17 protein-coding genes are annotated in these 19,591 nt (G+C 35.8%); 5 read left to right on the top strand and 12 right to left on the bottom strand.

Annotation, left to right across the window (positions count from 1 at the left end; genetic code table 11):
• Positions 1 to 3: 3 nt before the first annotated feature.
• Complete coding sequence (locus K0U91_RS12625) at positions 4 to 564, top strand: YdcF family protein (RefSeq protein ID WP_220179901.1); 561 nt, start codon at positions 4 to 6, stop codon at positions 562 to 564.
• A gap of 7 nt (positions 565 to 571) precedes the next feature.
• Here the strand turns inward: K0U91_RS12625 and K0U91_RS12620 are convergent, their stop codons facing one another.
• The 6 genes from K0U91_RS12620 to K0U91_RS12595 all read right to left on the bottom strand — a co-directional run bounded on the left by K0U91_RS12620 (position 572) and on the right by K0U91_RS12595 (position 5,594).
• Positions 572 to 1,171 carry a hypothetical protein gene (locus K0U91_RS12620; RefSeq protein WP_220179900.1) on the bottom strand — a complete coding sequence of 200 codons (600 nt, stop codon included), beginning with the start codon at positions 1,169 to 1,171 and terminating at the stop codon, positions 572 to 574.
• Positions 1,172 to 1,188: 17 nt separating this feature from the next.
• Positions 1,189 to 1,686, bottom strand: a complete 498-nt coding sequence (locus tag K0U91_RS12615) for an RNA polymerase sigma factor (protein WP_219969374.1) — start codon at positions 1,684 to 1,686, stop codon at positions 1,189 to 1,191.
• 215 nt (positions 1,687 to 1,901) lie between these two features.
• Positions 1,902 to 3,530, bottom strand: coding sequence for an NADP-dependent glyceraldehyde-3-phosphate dehydrogenase (locus tag K0U91_RS12610; RefSeq protein WP_220179899.1), 1,629 nt, complete (start codon positions 3,528 to 3,530; stop codon positions 1,902 to 1,904).
• A 236-nt stretch (positions 3,531 to 3,766) separates the two neighbouring features.
• Positions 3,767 to 4,525 carry a Rossmann-fold NAD(P)-binding domain-containing protein gene (locus tag K0U91_RS12605; RefSeq protein ID WP_220179898.1) on the bottom strand — a complete coding sequence of 253 codons (759 nt, stop codon included), beginning with the start codon at positions 4,523 to 4,525 and terminating at the stop codon, positions 3,767 to 3,769.
• 14 nt (positions 4,526 to 4,539) lie between these two features.
• Positions 4,540 to 4,998 (bottom strand): hypothetical protein, encoded by a 459-nt coding sequence (locus K0U91_RS12600; protein ID WP_220179897.1) that lies wholly within the window; start codon positions 4,996 to 4,998, stop codon positions 4,540 to 4,542.
• Positions 4,999 to 5,261: 263 nt separating this feature from the next.
• Positions 5,262 to 5,594, bottom strand: a complete 333-nt coding sequence (locus tag K0U91_RS12595; RefSeq protein WP_220179896.1) for a DUF6261 family protein — start codon at positions 5,592 to 5,594, stop codon at positions 5,262 to 5,264.
• Between the two features lie 425 nt (positions 5,595 to 6,019).
• Here K0U91_RS12595 and K0U91_RS12590 point away from each other — a divergent pair, with 425 nt between their 5' ends.
• Genes K0U91_RS12590 through K0U91_RS12580 form a run of 3 tightly spaced genes read left to right on the top strand, consistent with a single transcriptional unit; the run spans position 6,020 to position 9,136 of the window.
• Complete coding sequence (locus K0U91_RS12590; RefSeq protein ID WP_220179895.1) at positions 6,020 to 8,068, top strand: HsdM family class I SAM-dependent methyltransferase; 2,049 nt, start codon at positions 6,020 to 6,022, stop codon at positions 8,066 to 8,068.
• Between the two features lie 50 nt (positions 8,069 to 8,118).
• The gene (locus tag K0U91_RS12585) at positions 8,119 to 8,508 is read left to right on the top strand and encodes a restriction endonuclease subunit S (protein WP_220179894.1); all 390 of its coding nucleotides are present in this window, start codon (positions 8,119 to 8,121) and stop codon (positions 8,506 to 8,508) included.
• Positions 8,509 to 8,512: 4 nt separating this feature from the next.
• A complete protein-coding gene (locus K0U91_RS12580; protein ID WP_220179893.1) occupies positions 8,513 to 9,136 on the top strand; it encodes a restriction endonuclease subunit S in 624 nt (207 codons plus the stop codon).
• Positions 9,137 to 9,225: 89 nt separating this feature from the next.
• Here the strand turns inward: K0U91_RS12580 and K0U91_RS12575 are convergent, their stop codons facing one another.
• The 6 genes from K0U91_RS12575 to K0U91_RS12550 form a co-directional block, all read right to left on the bottom strand.
• Positions 9,226 to 11,211: a urocanate hydratase gene (locus K0U91_RS12575; protein ID WP_220179892.1), complete on the bottom strand. Its 1,986-nt coding sequence runs from the start codon at positions 11,209 to 11,211 to the stop codon at positions 9,226 to 9,228.
• A 360-nt stretch (positions 11,212 to 11,571) separates the two neighbouring features.
• Positions 11,572 to 15,774 carry a T9SS type B sorting domain-containing protein gene (locus tag K0U91_RS12570; protein ID WP_220179891.1) on the bottom strand — a complete coding sequence of 1,401 codons (4,203 nt, stop codon included), beginning with the start codon at positions 15,772 to 15,774 and terminating at the stop codon, positions 11,572 to 11,574.
• Between the two features lie 177 nt (positions 15,775 to 15,951).
• A complete protein-coding gene (locus K0U91_RS12565) occupies positions 15,952 to 16,251 on the bottom strand; it encodes a hypothetical protein (protein ID WP_219969383.1) in 300 nt (99 codons plus the stop codon).
• A 57-nt stretch (positions 16,252 to 16,308) separates the two neighbouring features.
• Positions 16,309 to 17,280 (bottom strand): 2-hydroxyacid dehydrogenase, encoded by a 972-nt coding sequence (locus tag K0U91_RS12560; protein ID WP_220179890.1) that lies wholly within the window; start codon positions 17,278 to 17,280, stop codon positions 16,309 to 16,311.
• Between the two features lie 121 nt (positions 17,281 to 17,401).
• On the bottom strand, positions 17,402 to 17,797 hold the full coding sequence (locus K0U91_RS12555; RefSeq protein ID WP_219969385.1) for a DUF1801 domain-containing protein: 396 nt from the start codon (positions 17,795 to 17,797) through the stop codon (positions 17,402 to 17,404).
• 2 nt (positions 17,798 to 17,799) lie between these two features.
• Entirely contained in the window at positions 17,800 to 18,450 is a 651-nt protein-coding gene (locus tag K0U91_RS12550) for a protein-L-isoaspartate(D-aspartate) O-methyltransferase (RefSeq protein WP_220179889.1), read from the bottom strand.
• 128 nt (positions 18,451 to 18,578) lie between these two features.
• Here K0U91_RS12550 and K0U91_RS12545 point away from each other — a divergent pair, with 128 nt between their 5' ends.
• The gene (locus K0U91_RS12545; RefSeq protein ID WP_220179888.1) at positions 18,579 to 19,541 is read left to right on the top strand and encodes a Gfo/Idh/MocA family protein; all 963 of its coding nucleotides are present in this window, start codon (positions 18,579 to 18,581) and stop codon (positions 19,539 to 19,541) included.
• Positions 19,542 to 19,591: the final 50 nt, after the last annotated feature.

Here is a 19,591-nt window from a genome sequence, read left to right as displayed (position 1 = left end):
CAGATGAAATTTGTCCTTAAAGCTTTTAAAATTATTTTATTTTGCTTGATTGCCTGGTTTCTGATTCATACTGTTTACATTATTATTGATGGATTATCTGATGACGGTCAAAAAGCGGATTTAGCCATAATTCTCGGAAGCAAAGTGAATGAAGACGGTTCATTGTCTGAAAGATTAAAAGAGCGTTTGGAAACCGGAGCAAATCTTTACAAGAAACAGCGTGTGAAAATGATTCTTGTAAGCGGCGGGTTGGGAAAAGAAGGTTTTTATGAGGGAGATAAAATGAAAGAATTTCTCATCACTAAAGGAATTTCTGATTCTGTTATTTTAGTAGATAATAAAGGAAATAATACGAGACTGACTGTAGAAAACACTTTGGAGTTTCAAAAGAAATATCCATTCAAAAGCAGTATTGTTGTTTCTCAGTATTTTCATGTGACGCGTACAAAAAAACTATTTAAAGAACGTGGATTTCAGGATATAAAAAGTGTAAGTCCAAGATATTTTGAATGGCGTGATTTGTATTCGGTTATGAGAGAATTTCCGGCTTATTATCTTCAATGAATTTAAGCTAATTTTTAAGTTCAGTTAAAAGATTTTCAATCTGCTGAACATATTTTCCATAAAAAATCCTGTACCAATACTTTCCGAGCAAGAAAAGCCCAAATAGTCCGAGTGCGAGCATAGAAATAATTGTTGTTGCTATCTCCACATCACTTAAAGGTCTACGATGCGGAAGGAATTCGATCACAATAATCAGTTCACATACTAAAAAAGGTACAAACGACAGAATAAATGAAAGATAATATTGCTTATTCAGTTCAAACTGATACATTATATCCTTCAGAGAATCATAGGTTTTCATCATCGGGCTGCTGATGTCTTTATATAGTTTAAAAAACTTACTGAAGAAAAACGATACAACAATCACCATCGAAAACAGCAATACCGTCAGATAAAATTTGAATTTAAATGGCGCTTCCGGAACAGGGATCCAGACAACAGCAAAACCAAAAAGCAATATGGCAACGGTTGACCAAAATTCCATTCTCATATTTTTTCTGATCTTTTCTAATGGAAGATTGATTTTGTTTTTTTGTTCGATACTGATTTTGGGTGTTTCGTCTGAAACGTCGTTATTCCATGTATTTTTAAGGTCATCTATATTCATTTTATTATTTTTAGTGATTACTTATTCACGTTTAAGATTTCTTTTAGTTTGTTTTTGGCACGATTCATTTTTACCCTTACATTTCCTTCGGAGATTCCCATCTGATCGGCAATTTCCCTTCCCGAGAAATCTTCCAGATAATAAAAAATAAAAGCTTTATCGATGGGATTTAATTGTTGGATTGCTTGGTACATTTCAGACAGTTTTTCTTCCTTCTCGAGGTCATATTCATCCTGAATAATTTTGTAATCCGTAAAATCTTCATTGGCTATAAAACTTCTTTTTTTCTCTGATTTTAAAAAAACGATTGCTGTATTCAATGCGATTCTGTACAGCCAGGTTGAAAATTCACTCTCCCCTCTGAAACTTGAATAGGCTTTCCAGACCTGATACGTGATTTCCTGAAAGAGGTCGTCCCGGTCATCTTTATCATCCATATACATTTTAGAAATCTTAAAAATGATTCCTTTATGTTTTTCGATTTTACTTAAAAATTCCTGTTCTAATGAGGTCATGGTTTCAACTCTATAGAGTTAGTAGTATTTAAAAACAAATGTTACAATTTTATTTTATTTGTTGTTAAAATTAAAGGTTCACAAAAAATTTTATAGCTTCTCATAAAAGCAATAATAGATTTTGGAAAGAACATATATATCGCAACACTAAGAATTACTGATTAGAAAACAAAAAAACCTGCCTCACAGCAGGTTTTAATTTTAAAGAATCATTCTTAAAACAAATAATCTGTACTCAAAAAATTAGAATCGTGATCTCTTACAATCGTATTGAGAAGATTTTTGTTGGATTCTGTAGATTTTGCAGCAACCAATGATCTTATAGAAAACGAACGAAGTGCATCGAATACGGAAAGTGTACCTTCCGCAGAGTCTTTTCTTCCCGTAAACGGAAAAACATCTGGGCCACGTTGTGCCTGACAGTTGATATTTACACGGCTCACCAAGTTCACAAACGGATCGATCAGTTTAGAAACTTCCTGTGCATCTTCACTGAAAATACTTACCTGCATTCCATGTGAAGCGTTGACCTGATAATCAATAGGCTCCTCAATCGTATCAAATGGAACAACGGGGATGATAGGACCAAACTGCTCTTCGTGATAGAGCTTCATTTCACTATTTACCGGATAAACTACGGCTGGAAAAACAAAGGACTCTTCATTATAACCTCCATTTTCATTAAGCACTTTTCCACCTTTTGCTAAGGCATCTTCAATACATTCCTGAAGATAAGGCGGCTTGTTAATTTCAGGGAGCGGAGTGATTTTCACATCTTTTTCCCAAGGAAGCCCTGCTTTCAAAGCAGAAACTGCAGCTGTTAATTTTCGGGTAAATTCTTCGGCTACATCTTTCTGCACAAAGATTAATTTAAGTGCAGTACATCGCTGTCCGTTGAAAGAAAGTGCGCCGAGAATAATTTCGCTTACAGCAATATCGAGGTTAGCATTTTTAGTAACAATAGCTGCATTTTTTGCATCTAAGCTTAAAATCGCTCTTAAACGATTCACTTTCGGATGTAGTTTTTTCAGACCATTGGCCACTTTACTTGAACCGATAAAAGCCAGAACATTCACTTTACCGCTTTCCATAATCGGGGTGATAATTTCCGAACCTTTACCGTATAATGTATTGACCGTTCCTTTCGGGAAAGCTTCTTTGAAGGCATTCAACAACGGATAATGTGCTAAAACACCATGCTTGGGAAGTTTAAAAAGAATTGTATTGCCCATGATTAAAGCAGGAATCAGCGTTGTGAAAATTTCGTTTAACGGATAATTGAAAGGCCCCATACTGAGAACCACACCAAGCGGCGCTCTTCTGATCTGCGCAATCGTTCCTTCCGCCTGTTGGAAACGGGATGATTCACGGTCAAGATCTTTTAAAGCATCGATGGTTTGGTTGATGTAATCAACGGTTCTGTCAAATTCTTTTGTAGAATCAGTCAAGGTTTTTCCGATTTCCCACATCAATAATTTAATGACGAGATCTCGTTCTTTGATCATCAGGTACACAAACTTCTGCATGCATTTGATGCGGCCTTCCACAGACATCGTTGGCCACTCACCAAGACCGTTATTGTAAGCTTTTACAGAGGCATCAAGTACATCCATTGCTTCATCAGGACCTATATTGGGAATGCTTCCCAATAATTTTCTTTCCAAGCCTTTCTCTGTACGTATGCAGACCGGAGAGTAGATTTCTGTGACTTCTCCCTTCCACTCCACCAGTTCGCCGTTTAAAAGATAAACTCTCTGATGAATTTCCTGAACTTTGTATTCTTCCGGGATGTCGCTTTCACTTTTAAAAATTTCCTTAAATGATTCTGTATTTGCTGAACTCATAAATATTCTTTTTTAATAATTTGAAATTTGAAAGAATAAAGTTAGAACTAAAGATTGACTTTCGAAATAGTGAAGTCATAGATTTGCTCTATTAATGGGTGTTTGAATTAAATTTAATATACTTTTAAGCAAAAAAAACTCAGTGAATTGCTGAGTTTTGTATTTGATTTTTTAAACTGTGGAGGAAGGTCGGAAGATCAACATCATCTTCTTAACATAATTATTAATCAAAACATTCACAAATGAAAATACCTCGGATCAGGATATTGAAATTCAAAGTTCAATTCTTTACTCAATTTCTCTGGAGAAATCGTTCTACCAACCGTGGTTCTTTCTCCGTCATAAGGTAAATCTTTCTGTGCATTGATCACCTCTTCTTTATTTGGATGAATTGGGGCAACAACATTATAAACCTTAGATTCAGAATGATTTTCAAGCATTTTTTCAATGACCGAAACAATATCTGCGTAATGAATATGATTCACCAGCTGATCGAGATTTGAAATATGGTAATTCTTTAAAAGCCGCTGATCTCCCATTAATCCTCCCAATCTTAAAATATTGGTCTGTGGAAATTTTTCCAGGATAAAACTTTCGCTCTCTACATTTTCCGCAGGCTGATCTTCTTCTGTGAATTCTTTTTCTTCCTGAGCATACACTCCGGTCGAGCTCATCAGAAACAACTGACCTTGGTAATTTCCAATGAAATTCAATAGGTTTTCACGTTTTTCATTCATAGGAATTTTTGCGCCCCGGATTCCGGAGAACGGAACGCTGATAATAATCGCATCTAAATCTTTTGCATTTTCCCACTCTTTCATCTCAGGATCCAATTCATTTGGAAAACTCACCAATGTTGTCTGATAGCCTTTAGATTCTAAATCGCCGACTTTCGATTCTGTAGTTGTCGTTGCAAAGATTTTATATTGATCTGATAGCCGTTGTGCAATCTGACTTCCAAGCCAGCCGCAGCCGATGATTCCTAGTTTTTTCATGTTCTTTTATTTAATTAGTCTTCCAGGTCTTTTATATTGGACTGTAAAAAAGCCAGAATTATGATCGAATTGGTAAAATCTTCTTTGATTTGAATTTCATATCGTGATTTGAAAAATGACCTTTTGCAATCAAATCTCATGACGAGTTCGTCGTTATAAAAATTATATAATGATTGTGAGCCATTCAACCAACCGTTAGATTTTAAAATGTAAATTTCAGTATAGGGTTGACCGTAATAAAATAACCTGTCTTTCTCGAAATCAATCATGACAACTAATTTTCCGCTGCTGTCAAAAAATTTAGTACTACGGTACAAAAAGCCTGAATGTCTTATTTTGTAAATGGTGTCATTTATTTTTAATCGCTCATTTGCTCCTGCAAAAAGTCCCGATAAACGCTCTCCAATCAGAGATTTATTTTCATCAATTAGCTGCAATGAATTTTTTGTTCGTTTAACGGTTAGTAATTTCATGTACCAAAAATATTAATTTAATACCAACATTCATTACTGTAATTCATTTAATCTGCAGAGAAAAAGGACTGTCGGTTCGATTTCGTTTCTCGCAGCAAAGCGGAGAAAAATGTATCGAGAACCAGTGAGCTTAAAAACAAAATTTGTCTGTCATTCAAAAAGTTCTCGATACGGTTTTCTTCAAAAACCCTACTCGAACTAACGGTAGTTGGACTTTAGATTATTTAAACAAAAAACTCAGCTTTCCGCTGAGTCTTTCTGTTTTATTCCGGTTTTTCTTCTTTCCTATTTACTTCAGAATTTTTAGCTGCTTTTACCAGCTCGTTGGTATCGTTGTATAGAAGCTCCCAATCCTGAACATCTTTCATTGCGGTCAGGAGATTGATGTACGTTTTCAAGTTTTTCTCAAGATCTTTCCGAATGGCGCTCGCACTCGTCATCTGTCGGAGGTCTGCATTCGCTTCTGCCTGATCTGCAAATTGAGTTTCAAAAAATTCATGTTTGGATTTTAGTTCGGTAAAAGCCGGATCAAGAGAAAGAACCGTAATTTTCTGCCTGTTTTGAGGGATTTCCAATTCTTCGATCAGTTTTTTCATCTGAGCCGTTTGTGAAGAATACTCTGAGCCAAAGTCGCAAGGTCTTTAGTGCTCAACTTAGTGAGTGCAATTTTCATCTGTTTGCGTTTTTTGATTAATAAATTAAATTCAAATATAAAAAAACTTCTGTGGTAGCAAACCATCTTGTTTTAAACCAAAGAAGTCCTCCGAAGGTTTCCCACAACTTGCTAGGAGACTTCCGGAGGACTACGGAAGTTATAAACAGGGTTATTTTAAATAAACGGAGGTGTTGGGAAGTTTACTTTATGGTTGTTTCACCGAAAATTAAAATAATAAATAGTACTCATTTTTTCTATTTAATATTCTAATACTTTAATTTATTATCAATTATATTTTATGACTAATTAGGTCGTTTTTCTAAGATAACATTAACTTTGCAGATTAAAAGTTTGGAACTTAAAATAATGAAAGTAAAAAAATTTGTACAATCTATAGAACCTAATATAGCCGACTTAGCAAATGGATGGCTTAAAGCATTCAAACTCCCTTATAAATTAGAGCAAGAACCTCTAAACTCTGAAATAGATAAAGCACTTTTTGACTATTATACTAAAAACGGTGGAGCTGGTGGAAATCGTCCAGATGTAAAATTAATAGGTTATGATAAATACAAAAATCCTTTTCCTATTCTCATAGAATATAAAGGTTATAAAGATAAACTTGTAAAACTGGATAGTTATGGTCAAGTTGAAAATAGAACGACTAAAAACGAACCAAATTTTAAAAACATTAACTCTTTTGCTGTAAATGGAGCGGTGCATTATGCAAACGCTTTGCTTCATCACACGAGTTACACCGATATTATTGCCATCGGAATGACTGGTTATAAGGATGAAATGGGGCAAATACAACATGAAATAGGAGTTTATTACGTGTCAAGAAGCAATCTTGGAGCAGGACAAAAAATTGGTGACTACACAGATTTTTCCTTTTTATTACCAGCAAATTTTGATGATTTCATTAACAAAATAAAAACTTTACAATTATCTCAAGAAGAACTTGATAAACTAAAAGAACAACGAGAAAAAGAGATAGACTTGAGTTTAGCAAAACTTAACAATGATATTTACCAAAATGAAAAAGGACTAGCAGAAAGTGATCGTGTTTATCTTGTTGCTGCGTCAATAATTGCTACTCTTGGAATACCGGAAAAAGTTACACCGCTTGAAAAATCTGATTTAAAATCGTCAAATGAGAATGGTAACAAAGACGGAGATATAATTGTAAGAAAGATCAAAGCTTTTTTAGATGAAAAAGATATACCAATAGAAAAGAAGAATTTAATTTTAAGAACTTTAGAAAATACCTTAACTACAGAAAACATCAACAAAGTTGAAAATGGAGAAAGCCAGTTGAAAAGAGTTTTTACTAAAATTGTAGATGATTTGGGCATATATTATAAAATTGGCTTAACAACTGATTTTACAGGCAAACTATTTAATGAGATGTATGGCTGGTTAGGCTTCTCTCAAGATAAGTTAAATGATGTTGTGCTTACGCCATCCTATGTCGCTTCTCTTTTGGTGAGATTGGCAAGAATAGATAAAGATTCTTACGTATGGGATTTTGCAACTGGTTCAGCGGGTTTGTTGGTAGCAGCGATGAATGAAATGCTCAATGATGCCAAAAACACTATTAAATCGCCTCAAGAACTTATACAAAAAGAAATTAAAATAAAAGCAGAGCAACTTCTTGGTTTAGAATTGCTTTCAAGTGTATACATGTTGGCTATTCTCAATATGATTTTAATGGGTGACGGTAGTTCAAACATTTTAAATATTGACTCCATAAAAGATTTTGATGGTAAATATGGTTATGGAAAGAAGGATAAGACGTTCCCGGCGGATGCTTTTATATTAAATCCACCTTATTCTGCTAATGGTAATGGAATGAACTTCGTAGAAAAAGCTCTCAATATGATGAATAAGGGCTATGCAGCTATTATTATTCAAAACTCCGCTGGTTCTGGAAAAGCTAAAGAATACAATAAAAGAATATTAAAAAAACACACTCTCTTAGCAAGTATTAAAATGCCAGTTGATATATTTATTGGTAAAGCAAGTGTACAAACAAATATTTATGTTTTTAAGGTAAATGAAAAACATCATACTGATGACATTGTAAAATTCATTGACTTCACTAATGATGGATACATAAGAACTAATCGTAAAAAAGCAAGTAGCAATTTAAAAGATAATGATCGAGCGAAAGAAAGATATGATGAATTAGTAAATTTAGTGCGTTTTGGAAAAAACAAGCTCGATATTTTTACTGAAAGAGAATATCATGAATGGACTATTGATCCAAATAATGGCGCGGATTGGAATCAATCGTCAATAATAGACACAAAGCCTACTTTACAAGACTTCAAAAAAACAGTAAGTGACTATTTGGCTTGGGAAATCAGTACACTTTTAAAACAAAATAGTAATGATGAAACTTTGGGAAAGTAAATACCCCACTTAATGAGAAATTAAAAAATGTTAAGTGGGGTGAGTTTGAATTGAACAAATTATTTATCAGCTCAAGTGGTAATTTTGATATTCAGAAGACACACATTAATGGGAAAGGTAACTATGTAATAACTGCTGGATTGACAAATAATGGAGTTTTAGGAAAAACTGATGTGATTGCAAATATTTTCGATAAAAGTACAATAACAATTGATATGTTTGGCTTAGCCTTTTATCGTCGATTTTCATATAAAATGGTAACCCATGCTAGAGTCTTTTCATTAAAAACTACATTTAAAATAACTGATAACCAAGGCTTATTTCTAGCTAATTCATTCAATTTTTTGAAAAAAAAATTTGGATATCAAAACATGTGTACATGGCCAAAAATACAAGATGAAAAGGTTCAATTGCCTATAAAAAATAATATTATAGATTGATTTTATGGAAAGCTTTGTTGCAGAGCTGGAAGCAGAACGAATTGAAAAACTAAACACATATCTATCAAAAAACGGATTAAATGATTATAACCTGACCGAAAAAGAAAAACATGCTTTAGAAGATTATAAAAACTTAGAATGGCAAAATTTTAATCTTGAAAAATTATTTGGAAAATCTACACGTGGGAAAAGACTAAGAAGTGCAGATCGAGTGTCAGGTACTTTACCATTTGTTACGGCAGGAGAAACTAATGAAGGAGTTTCTGATTTTATTGGAAATGAAGTAACTGTATTTTCAGAAAACAGTATAACAATTGATATGTTTGGCTCAGCTAAATATAGAAATTATAGATACGGTGCAGATGATCATATTGCAGTAATTCATACAGAAAAATCTCCAAAATTTACATCACTTTTTATAACCTCTGCAATCCACAAATCTTCTTACAACGGACAATTTAATTATGGAAGAAATTTTTATGCTAAAGATGCTGACGCATTAAATATTTCAATTCCAGTAAAAGGACAAAAGCCAGATTATGAAATTATGGAAACAATAATTTCGGCAATTCATAGATTAGTAACTAAAGATGTGATTTTGTATATAGAGAAAAAACATAAAATATGAACTTTAAATTAGTTCGTAATAAATAATTAATTAATGACAAAACACAAAAAACCTGCCTCACAGCAGGTTTTTTCCATATCTAAAAAGTTTTAAAACAAACCCTCATCCACAAAATTTGGCAACGTCACTTTCAAATTCGGTTCGGCTTCCATTGCTCTTTTAATGGCGAAAACAGCCCCTTCATTTCTTGCCCAGCTTCTTCGGGAAATTCCGTTGTTGACGTCCCAGAAGAGCATCGATTTTAATCTTCTGTCGGCATCATCGCTTCCATCGAGCAACATCCCGAAACCACCGTTGATCACTTCGCCCCAGCCAACGCCACCACCGTTGTGGATGCTCACCCAGGTCGCCCCACGGAAACTGTCGCCAATCACATTCTGAATCGCCATATCTGCCGTAAATCTCGAGCCGTCATAAATGTTGGAAGTCTCTCTGTACGGCGAATCCGTCCCTGAAACATCGTGATGGTCTCTTCCCAACACCACCGCTCCGATTTCTCCGTTGGCAATGGCTTTGTTGAAGGCTTCAGCGATTTTCATTCTTCCTTCGGCATCGGCGTAGAGAATTCTCGCCTGCGAACCAACGACCAGATTGTTTTCCTGAGCGCCTTTGATCCACGTGATATTGTCTTTCATCTGCTGTTGAATTTCTTCGGGCGACGTTTTAATCATTTCCTCTAAAACGGCACACGCAATATCATCGGTTTTCTGCAAATCTTCAGGTTTTCCGCTGGTACAAACCCAACGGAACGGCCCGAAACCATAATCAAAACACATCGGTCCCATAATATCCTGAACGTACGAAGGGTATTTAAACTCCCTTCCAATCGTAGGATTTTCCGAAATTACATCGGCTCCGGCTCTGGAAGCTTCAAGTAAAAACGCATTTCCGTAATCGAAGAAATAAGTTCCTTTTGCGGTATGTCTGTTGATGGCGGAAGCGTGTCTTCTCAAGGTTTCCTGAACTTTTTCTTTGAATAATTCAGGGTTTTCTGCTATCATGGTATTGGATTCTTCAAAGGTTTGTCCGACCGGATAATAACCTCCCGCCCAGGGATTGTGAAGCGAAGTCTGGTCTGAACCGATATCGATTCTTAAATTTTCTTCATCAAATTTCTCCCAGATATCGACGATGTTTCCAAGGTAAGCCAAAGAAACCGTTTCCTGATTTTCCTGAGCTTTTCTTACTCTTGCCACCATTTCATCCAGATTTTCGTGGATTTCATTCACCCATTTCTGTTCGTGACGGATTTTGGTAATCTTTGGATTCACTTCCGCAATCACCGTAATGCAACCTGCGATATTTCCGGCTTTTGGCTGAGCTCCGGACATTCCGCCCAAACCTGAAGTGACGAATAATCCGCCTTTTGGTTCTTTATTGATTTTTCTAAAAGCATTCAAAACGGTAATCGTTGTTCCGTGCACAATTCCTTGTGGACCAATATACATATAAGATCCAGCCGTCATCTGTCCGTACTGTGAAACACCCAGCGCATTGAATTTTTCCCAATCATCCGGCTTGGAATAATTTGGAATCATCATTCCATTCGTCACCACTACTCTCGGCGCATCTTTGTGCGAAGGATACAGTCCCATCGGATGACCGGAATACATGGTCAACGTTTGATCATCTGTCATTTCAGACAGATATTTCATCGTCAGAAGATACTGCGCCCAATTGCTGAACACCGCACCGTTTCCACCGTACGTAATCAGTTCGTGCGGATGTTGTGCTACGGCATAATCCAGATTGTTCTGAATCATCAGCATAATGGCTTTTGCCTGCTCAGATTTCCCGGGATATTCTGCAATGTCTCTCGCTTTCATCTCATAATCCGGACGGAAACGATACATATAGATTCTACCGTATTTCTCTAATTCATCTCTAAATTCCGGCAACAATTCTGCGTGGAATTTTGGTTCGAAGTAGCGTAAAGCGTTTTTCAGAGCAAGTTTTTTTTCTTCGTCTGACAAGATTTCTTTACGTTTCGGAGCGTGGTTGATGTGGGTTTCGTATGGTTTTGGCTGAGGTAATTGTGATGGGATTCCCTGTTGTATGTGTTCCTGGAAAGTCATTTATACTTGATTGTTGTTGGTTGATAGTTATTGAATTTTGTGGTTTTAAAGATATTCAAATTAGAAAATTCCTGCAACTAATGTGTGAAAATATACGGTCTACTGGAATTGTTTCTTCCGCACAAATTCCCCTCCTCTGGAAGGGTGGCGAAAATTCGAAAGAATTTTTGACAGGGTGGTTTGAGAATGTGTGACAGTAAAATCTTGAAATTTAATTCTGCTTTATAACCACCCCGTATTCGACCTGCGGCCGAATCCACCCCTCCAGAGGAGGGGAATTGTATGCTGCTAATAATTTATTTGCATATAAAAAACCTCACTGAAAATCAATGAGGTTTTTTATCAATTATTTAAAAGGATTTAATTCGTGTTTTTTACGAGAATCCAGCCGGTAAATGTTCTGCCGTCCGGAAGTGTGATCACGTACCAATAACTTGAGGTCGGGATTGGTCTTCCTGAAATTGTACCGTCCCAGATGATCTGAGTATTGGTATTCTGTTCAAAAATCAAATATTGATAACGGTCAAATACTTTTACGTTGGTCATTTTACTTCCGAAAACATGCAGGTTTCGGATGATCCATTTGTCATTTGCACCGTCTCCGTTTGGTGTAATGGCATTTTTAATATCTAAAATTACTCCATCCTGCTTTACAATACATTTTCCTTCAACATATTTAACATAGAATGTAATAATTCCGGTTGGTAAATTGTAGAAAACATTACTCGACTGCCATGTAATTCCGTCAATTGAATAGACGATCGGTTGTGAGCCTGTTGCTGTGATCGTGTACGTATTTCCGCTGGCCACCATTTGCTGAATAACAGGAACATCATAATATTTAGCCTCGAATGTTGCCGTGTAAGAACATCCATTATTTGATGTGACTGTTACAGAATAAGTTCCGACAGCGTTCATTCCTGTAACCGTGTCGGTGGTTGATACGACTTGTCCTGAAGGATTTGTCCAGACATAACTTATAATCGTGTGACCTTCCACTTTCAAAGTATAGGTAAAAGTTCCGTCAGGGCAGAAATACTGGGTCGGAATTTCAAAAATCGGTACTTTCTTCAGTGAAATTTTAATGCTCGCTATTTCAGGACAGAATCCCGGAACGCTTACTTTTACATAAACAATATTTGAACCTGAAATTTGATTAAACTGATAGTTTGCAGGGTTTGTGATTGTATTCGTTCCCGAATTCAGGGCCGCCAAAGACGGATAATAGGTAAATACTGCATTAGACCCGGAATAGATCTGCTGCTGAAACTGTGTTAAATTCACACTTTCAATTCCGTCATTTCCATTATCACAGACATTGTCTAAATTGAAAGGTCCGGCATTTTGAAGAACGACTTTAGTTCCCACGATAAAATTAATGCTTGCGATATCATCGCACCCTGGAATATTCTGAATTTTAACCCAAATCTGATTTGGAAATGGTTGTGCAGTAAAATTGGTAGGATTCGCAATGGCATTCACGCCATTTTGAGCATCCTGCTGAGTCAGATAAAAACTGAAAGTATTCATGGGATTCGGAATATCCACATACAAATTGGTAAAATTCATCAAATTGACTTCATATGTTCCATCTAAGTTCTCATCACAAATAGTTATGCTTGAGTTGATTGCCTTTGGCGGAAAATACGTATTGAGCTGGATCGCCGCTACCGAAAAACATCCTGTAGTTTTCGACTGATATCTTGCCCAAATCTGTACAGAAGAAATATTCGTCGTGTAAGTGTTCCCAATCTGGCTGGCTGCATTTCCGGCATTGGCTTCGGCGGAGGTAAGATAATATGAGATATCAATATCTGAAAGCGCATACGTATTCTGAGATGGTAAAAACATCTGCGGTATCGCATCATTCAACTGGAAGGTTTCACTTAAATTAAAATCTTCATCACAGGTATTCAAAACAGCATTTGCCAGAACGACTACTGGTAAAAAAGTAAGTTGTATATTCAGCTGAGAGGCCGAAAAGCATTCACTGTTATTGAATTTCACTTTTACATAAACTGTTGCACTTCCCTGTACTGAAAATTGCGTTGGATTGGTAATTTCACCAGAAAATGTATGAGTTACAGCGTTGTAAGCTGTATAGTAAGTAAAGGTAACGGCTGAAGATCCATTGTAAATCTGTGGTTGTGCAAGAGTAAGATTGTACGCTTCAATACCGTCATTATTATTGTCGCAGATATTATTTAAAGCAATATTTACTAACGGGTTTACAGCCGGTGTAGAAACCAGAGAGAAATTTACCGGATAGATCTGTGTACAGCTGTAAGAAGTGATTTTTACAAAAATCTGGGTACTACCATTAATTGTAGCGCTTGTAACAGCATTATTCCCGGACTGTGCATCGGCAGAATTCAGATAAAACAATACACTCGCATTCTGAGTACCAATGATTGCTGCCGAAAAAGGTGTTAATGCAACCACTTCCGAATTATCATTATTAAAATCGCAAATACTGAAATTTGAACTGACTATCACGGGATGAACCAGATAAACATTGATGGCTCTGATTGTGTAACAATCATCAGACTGTTCAAAGCGCACATAATAGGTCTGAGATACAAAATCACCGTCAGTGGTTATGGTTTGGTTAGGCAAAATTGGATTATTCTCAGCTTCAGCATCGTCATTCGTTGCATAAAAAGCTGTTACCGGAACCGTAGCAGGTGATATAAGCATGTTTGCAGAAAGTGCCTGTAAATTGAAACTGATATCCTGAGTTCCATTAAAACAGATATATTCATTTTTTTCATTTGCCTTAATCTGAGTGAAAGTTACATTCATATCAACCTGAATGACTGTAAAACATCCACCCGGAATGTCTATCCTGATAAAGACAGTCTGTAAACCATTCTTTATTGTTCCAACAGCCGTACCAGTTCCGCTGTATGCTCCGGCGTATGTCGTAAAAGCAGAAAAAGCAGCTCCCGTCTGACTTGAAAGTAATGGTCCAATATTGAGTGCAAAATCAAAGGGCTCAGAATTATTATCATTGATATCGCAGATTGTGTAGTTATAAAGACCGATAGAATTGGCATTGACTCCTGGTTTTAAACTAAAATTCAAAGGCCCCAAAACATATACACAATTTGCGTCCTGTAGTCTTACCCAAATTTTTGTTGTCACTGTAATGTCTGCTGCAACAATGGGATTGGTATTGCTTTGAGCATTACTTTGAGTAGTATGGTAGGTAATCCCGGTTGTTCCTGGCGGAAGAATCTGATTGTTTAAAAGGGTAAGATCATATCCGTTTTCAATACCATTATTATTGGTATCACAAATGGAAATGGTATCAGTGAGCAGGTTTTTACCTAGAAAATTAAGGGTAAGAACTGCAATTCTGAAGCAAGCAGGAACATTCGGATTCTGAATTCTTACATAAAAGACAGTATTAGAGGTTAAGTTGTAAGTTGTGGATAAGGGATTTTGACCCGATTGCGCATCCTGCATCGTAGAATGAAAACTGAAATTGAAGTTTGAAGGGTTTTGAGAGGTAAGATTTGGTTTAAAACTATTCAGATTGATATTAATCGGAGCATTACCGCAAAAATTCTGAGAATAATTTTTTGCAACGGGATATGTTGCGTCAAAATCAATAATAAAATCATCCGTAAAATTCAGGAAACTGCTTCCACAGACATTAAACTGAACAGTCGCTGTAAAAGTATCATTTTGTGTAGGACAAATATTGGTCTGTACCCCATTTCCAACAACCTGTCCGGCAGAATTCGTCCAAGTTACCACCGGCTGAACTGCTGCTCCGGATGGTGTAAATCTGTACGCCTCCTGTAGTGCCTGCCAGTTCCCGGTGTTTCTTGACAAGGGAGAATACCCTAAGCTTCCATCATTATTCATGATCCCGATCAATGCATTTTCAAACTTTCTTGTAGGACATGGAGTCAGTTTTTTATCAACAAAAACTTCAACAATGTTGGTTGTCTCGTGCAAAACAATCTGTGATGAAGATCGGTCTGTACAGCCGGCTACCCTCCCGTCAAAAAAATTAATCACAAATTTTCTGTAAGGAGCAGTGCCTATCGTCGAATAATAAATTTCAGAAGAATCTCCTGCAGAAAATACCATGTCATGATAAACTCCAAAAATTGAGTTTTTTGGGAGACTTGCATTCGGATTTTCCCAAAAAACATTGGGATAATTGATGTTTCCTAGCTGACTCAGATCAAAAGTCACCATTCCGTTTGAACCGACAACTAATGAACTAAAATTCTGATTAAAGAAGCAAAACGAAAACGGCAGATCTAATTTCACCGCAAAAAGATCATCAAAATTCGCATTTAATGACGTACCCTGATTTAATGGTACAGCAGGATTATAAACTTCCTGCGTTACCGCATACGTTGTGGTTTCTTTCAAAACAGGATATTCTACATGAAGCTGGAGACATCCTGCAGCATCCAGATCATTGGTACAACTGACGTGGAAATTTTCGTTTCCCAGCACGTCTTTTATTTTAACCTGAAGCGGTGCTTGAGAAAAAGCTAAAAAACCAATAAGTATTAATAAAACAGATAAATATTTTTTCATTAAATTTAATTTTAAATTAAACCATAATCATTTAGTAATAAATTCTATTCAAAAATAACACTTTTTAAATGTAAAATAATCAAACATAAATATTTATTTACCTATATTTAATATTTTATTAATAAAAAAAAGCTATCTCGTTATGAGATAGCTTTTTTGCTTATAAACTTATTTTTTTTAGCTTACCGGGTCTTCATCATTTTCTTCTTCTTCGTCCTCGTCATCAAGCTCGTTATAGAAATCATTTTCTTCATCGGGAAGCTGATCTGTAATCTGTTCGAAATTATCATCATCTTCAGCTCCGGGAATATCGAGACCATAAGGCATCCCATCGTTTACATGACCGGGATTGATGATTGGGTTTCCATCCCCATCCAGAGGAATATGCTCTTCTTTATTGAAAATATCTTCGCCAGGATTGTAATCCATTTCCTGCAATTTTCTTTCCTGCTCGTTGGTGTTATCTTCTGCTATCATAATGTTAGTATTTAGTGTTGTTAATGATAAGACAAAAATGATTCCAACCTTCGATAATTATTCATAAACTTCAGGATTAGCGCAATATGGCATTTTTTCACCATTTGAAAATGCAATGATATTTTTTGCCGCCAGTTTTGCCATTCCGTTCCTAGCTTCAACAGTTGCCGAACCAATATGCGGTAAAATGCAGACATTTGACAAGTCCAGAATAGGATCATCTTGCAAAATTGGTTCAGGATTGGTAACATCAAGACCTGCACCCCAGATTTTTTTTTCAGCCAGCGCATGGTATAAATCTTTCTGATTGTGGAAGCCACCTCTCGCAGTGTTTATGAAAACTGCATCTGTCTTCATTTTTTCAAATACGGATTGGTTAAAAAGATCGGCTTGCTCATCTTTAAAATTTGCATGAATGCTCAAAACATCTGATTGTAAAATCAGCTCATCAAATGAAACATACTTTGCATCAAGCTTTATTTCAGCTTCTCGGTTATGGTTTCGGTTATGATAAATGATCTTCATATCGAAAGCTTTTCGGCATTTTTCAGCCATTTCATAACCAATTCTTCCTAATCCGAAAATACCCAGTGTTTTACCATACAATTCTTGACCTAAAGCGTGCAAAGGATCAAAATCTCCCCAGTTGTTTTCTTTAACCTTTTGAAAATTATAGCTTGCCCTTCTTGCAACCGATTGCATTAATAAAAATGCAATATCAGAAGTTGCCCTGCTTAAAACGTCCGGCGTATTACCCACCGGAATGCTCCTTTTATTGGCTTCGGGAATATCGACATGATCAAAACCGACAGAATATAAAGCAATGGCTTTCACATTCGGACACTGTTCAAAAAATTCTTTTTCATACTTATTTTGCCCCACATTCAGGATTACATCTGCATTCTGGCAATATTTCAGCCATTCCTCATGAGATATGTTTTCATTTTCTGGAATTACTATTTCCAGACCTGCTTCTTCCAGCATATTTATACCGATCTCCGGAATTCTTTTATTGATGAATACTTTCATTAGATTTGTTTTAACTTAGATTACAATAAAATAAAAAGCCTCACATTTTTTACAAGTGAGGCTTATGTTGATTATTTTAAATTTTCATTTAGATTAAAGTTCAATTTTCGTTCCGAAAAAATTATTTGAGCCTCAACAATTCGCCTTTCCTTTTAACAATATTTTTGTAATCCCATTGAATTTCTACAGATTTTGCCATCCACCTCTTTAAATCCGCTTTAGCTATTTCATTTTTATCATTAAAAAATACAGAAGCATCCTGAAATTTTTCGCCTTCAACATTCAGTTTGTCTTCATTAAATGATTGACCGCTCCAAAACATAAGACGGATGCCTTTTTTCTGTTTGCTATAACCTACAATTGGGTTTCCTTCCAAAAACCAAACCGGATGACTATGCCAGATTTTATTTTCTGAATCATTTAATTCTGCGTCAATAATTTCAGATAGCAGATTGCAGATTTCTTTATCTGAATCAGTTTGAGATTGATTATAATCAAGAATGTCGGGATTTATCATAATTATTGGTTTGTGTTATTGAGCATCGGAACAAATTTGTAAGCTCCAAATTCTTCCTTTTCTATCTCTGTTAATGAAACTTTTGTAAACCTGTATAAAACCTGTTCGTCAGTCGGACCTAACGGAATGACCATTTTTCCGCCTACTTTTAACTGTTTTAATAATTCTGTCGGCAAAACCGCAGCTCCGCATGTCACAATAATTTTATCGAAAGGAGCGAAGGTCGGCAAACCCGCAAACCCATCTCCAAAACTCTGAAACTTTGGATATAAATGCAGTTGTCTGAATTTTTTTTTGGAATGATCAAATAAATCCTTTTGCCTTTCAACCGTATATACCAAACCTTTCATTGCCAACAGAACAGCGGTTTGATATCCACAACCTGTACCAATTTCCAGTACTTTTTCACCTGCTTTTAATTGCAAAAGTTCAGACTGTTCGGCAACCGTTGAAGGATGTGAAATCGTCTGATGCGCCAAAATAGGAAATGCACGATCTTCATAAGCAAAATCTTCAAAAATACTTTCAATAAAAAGATGTCTTGGCACTTCGTTCATTGCCGATAGTACATTTTCATCAGAAATCCCGATCTTTTTCCGGAGATATTCAACCAAAATTTTTCTTTTTCCTTTATGTGCGAATGAATCCTGCATTATTGATCAGTAATTTTAGATAATTGAGTTCTCACAAAAATAACAAAAAGAATCACTATTTATCAACCTAAAACCTATCATCTGTTTCTTACTACCTAAAATTACTATATTTACAAAAATTAAAAGCTATGTTGAAAGCAGGTTTGGTAGGCGCCGGACATTTGGGAAAAATACATTTGAGACTTCTGAATCAGTCTGATAAATATGAATTTATTGGTTTCCACGATAAAGATGAAGAAAACGGTAAAAAACTGGAAGCAGAATTCGGTTATAAATATTTTGAAAATCTTGATGAATTATTAAATCAGATCGAGATGCTGGATATTGTAACACCCACTCTATATCATTACGATTATGCTTTGAAAGCCATCAATAAAGGGCTTCATTTTTTTATTGAAAAACCGATCACACAAACGCTTCAACAAGCTGAAGAAATTCTTTACAAATGCAGAGAATACGGAATCAAAGCGCAGGTTGGGCATGTCGAAAGATACAACCCAGCGTTTATCGGGGCAAAAGATTATATTCAGAATCCGATGTTTATCGAAATTCACCGTCTGGCAGAATTTAATCCTCGCGGAACAGATGTTTCCGTGGTTTTAGATTTGATGATTCACGATCTGGATATTTTGTTAAATGTGGTAAAATCTAAGGTAAAAAAAATTCATGCAAGCGGTGTTTGTGTGGTTAGTAAAAGCCCGGATATTGCCAATGCAAGAATTGAATTTGAAAACGGATGTGTTGCCAATCTGACTACCTCAAGAATCTCGATGAAAGGCATGCGAAAAAGCAGATTTTTCCAGAAAGACGCTTATATTTCGGTTGATTTTTTAGAAAAAAAAGCAGAAGTAATAAGAATGAAAGATGCGCCCGAAAACCCGACTCCATTTGATATGATCATTGAAAATGCGGAAGGCGAAAAAAACCAGATTTTATTTGAATATCCCAACATTCAACCGAATAATGCCATTTTAGACGAATTAAATTCTTTTGCAGATGCCATTCTCGAGGATAAAAATGTAGAAGTTTCTTTGGAAGACGGAACTGAAGCATTGAAAGTGGCCTTGGAGATTATGAAATTGATTTCTTGATTATAAAAATTAATTCGAAATATTGATAACTGCAAACGGGCTTTAGTCCG

It is taken from the genome of Chryseobacterium sp. LJ668 (assembly GCF_019613955.1).
Classification (GTDB): domain Bacteria; phylum Bacteroidota; class Bacteroidia; order Flavobacteriales; family Weeksellaceae; genus Chryseobacterium.
Note: the sequence above shows the minus strand (reverse complement) of the source record. Positions and strands in the feature narration are given on the sequence as shown.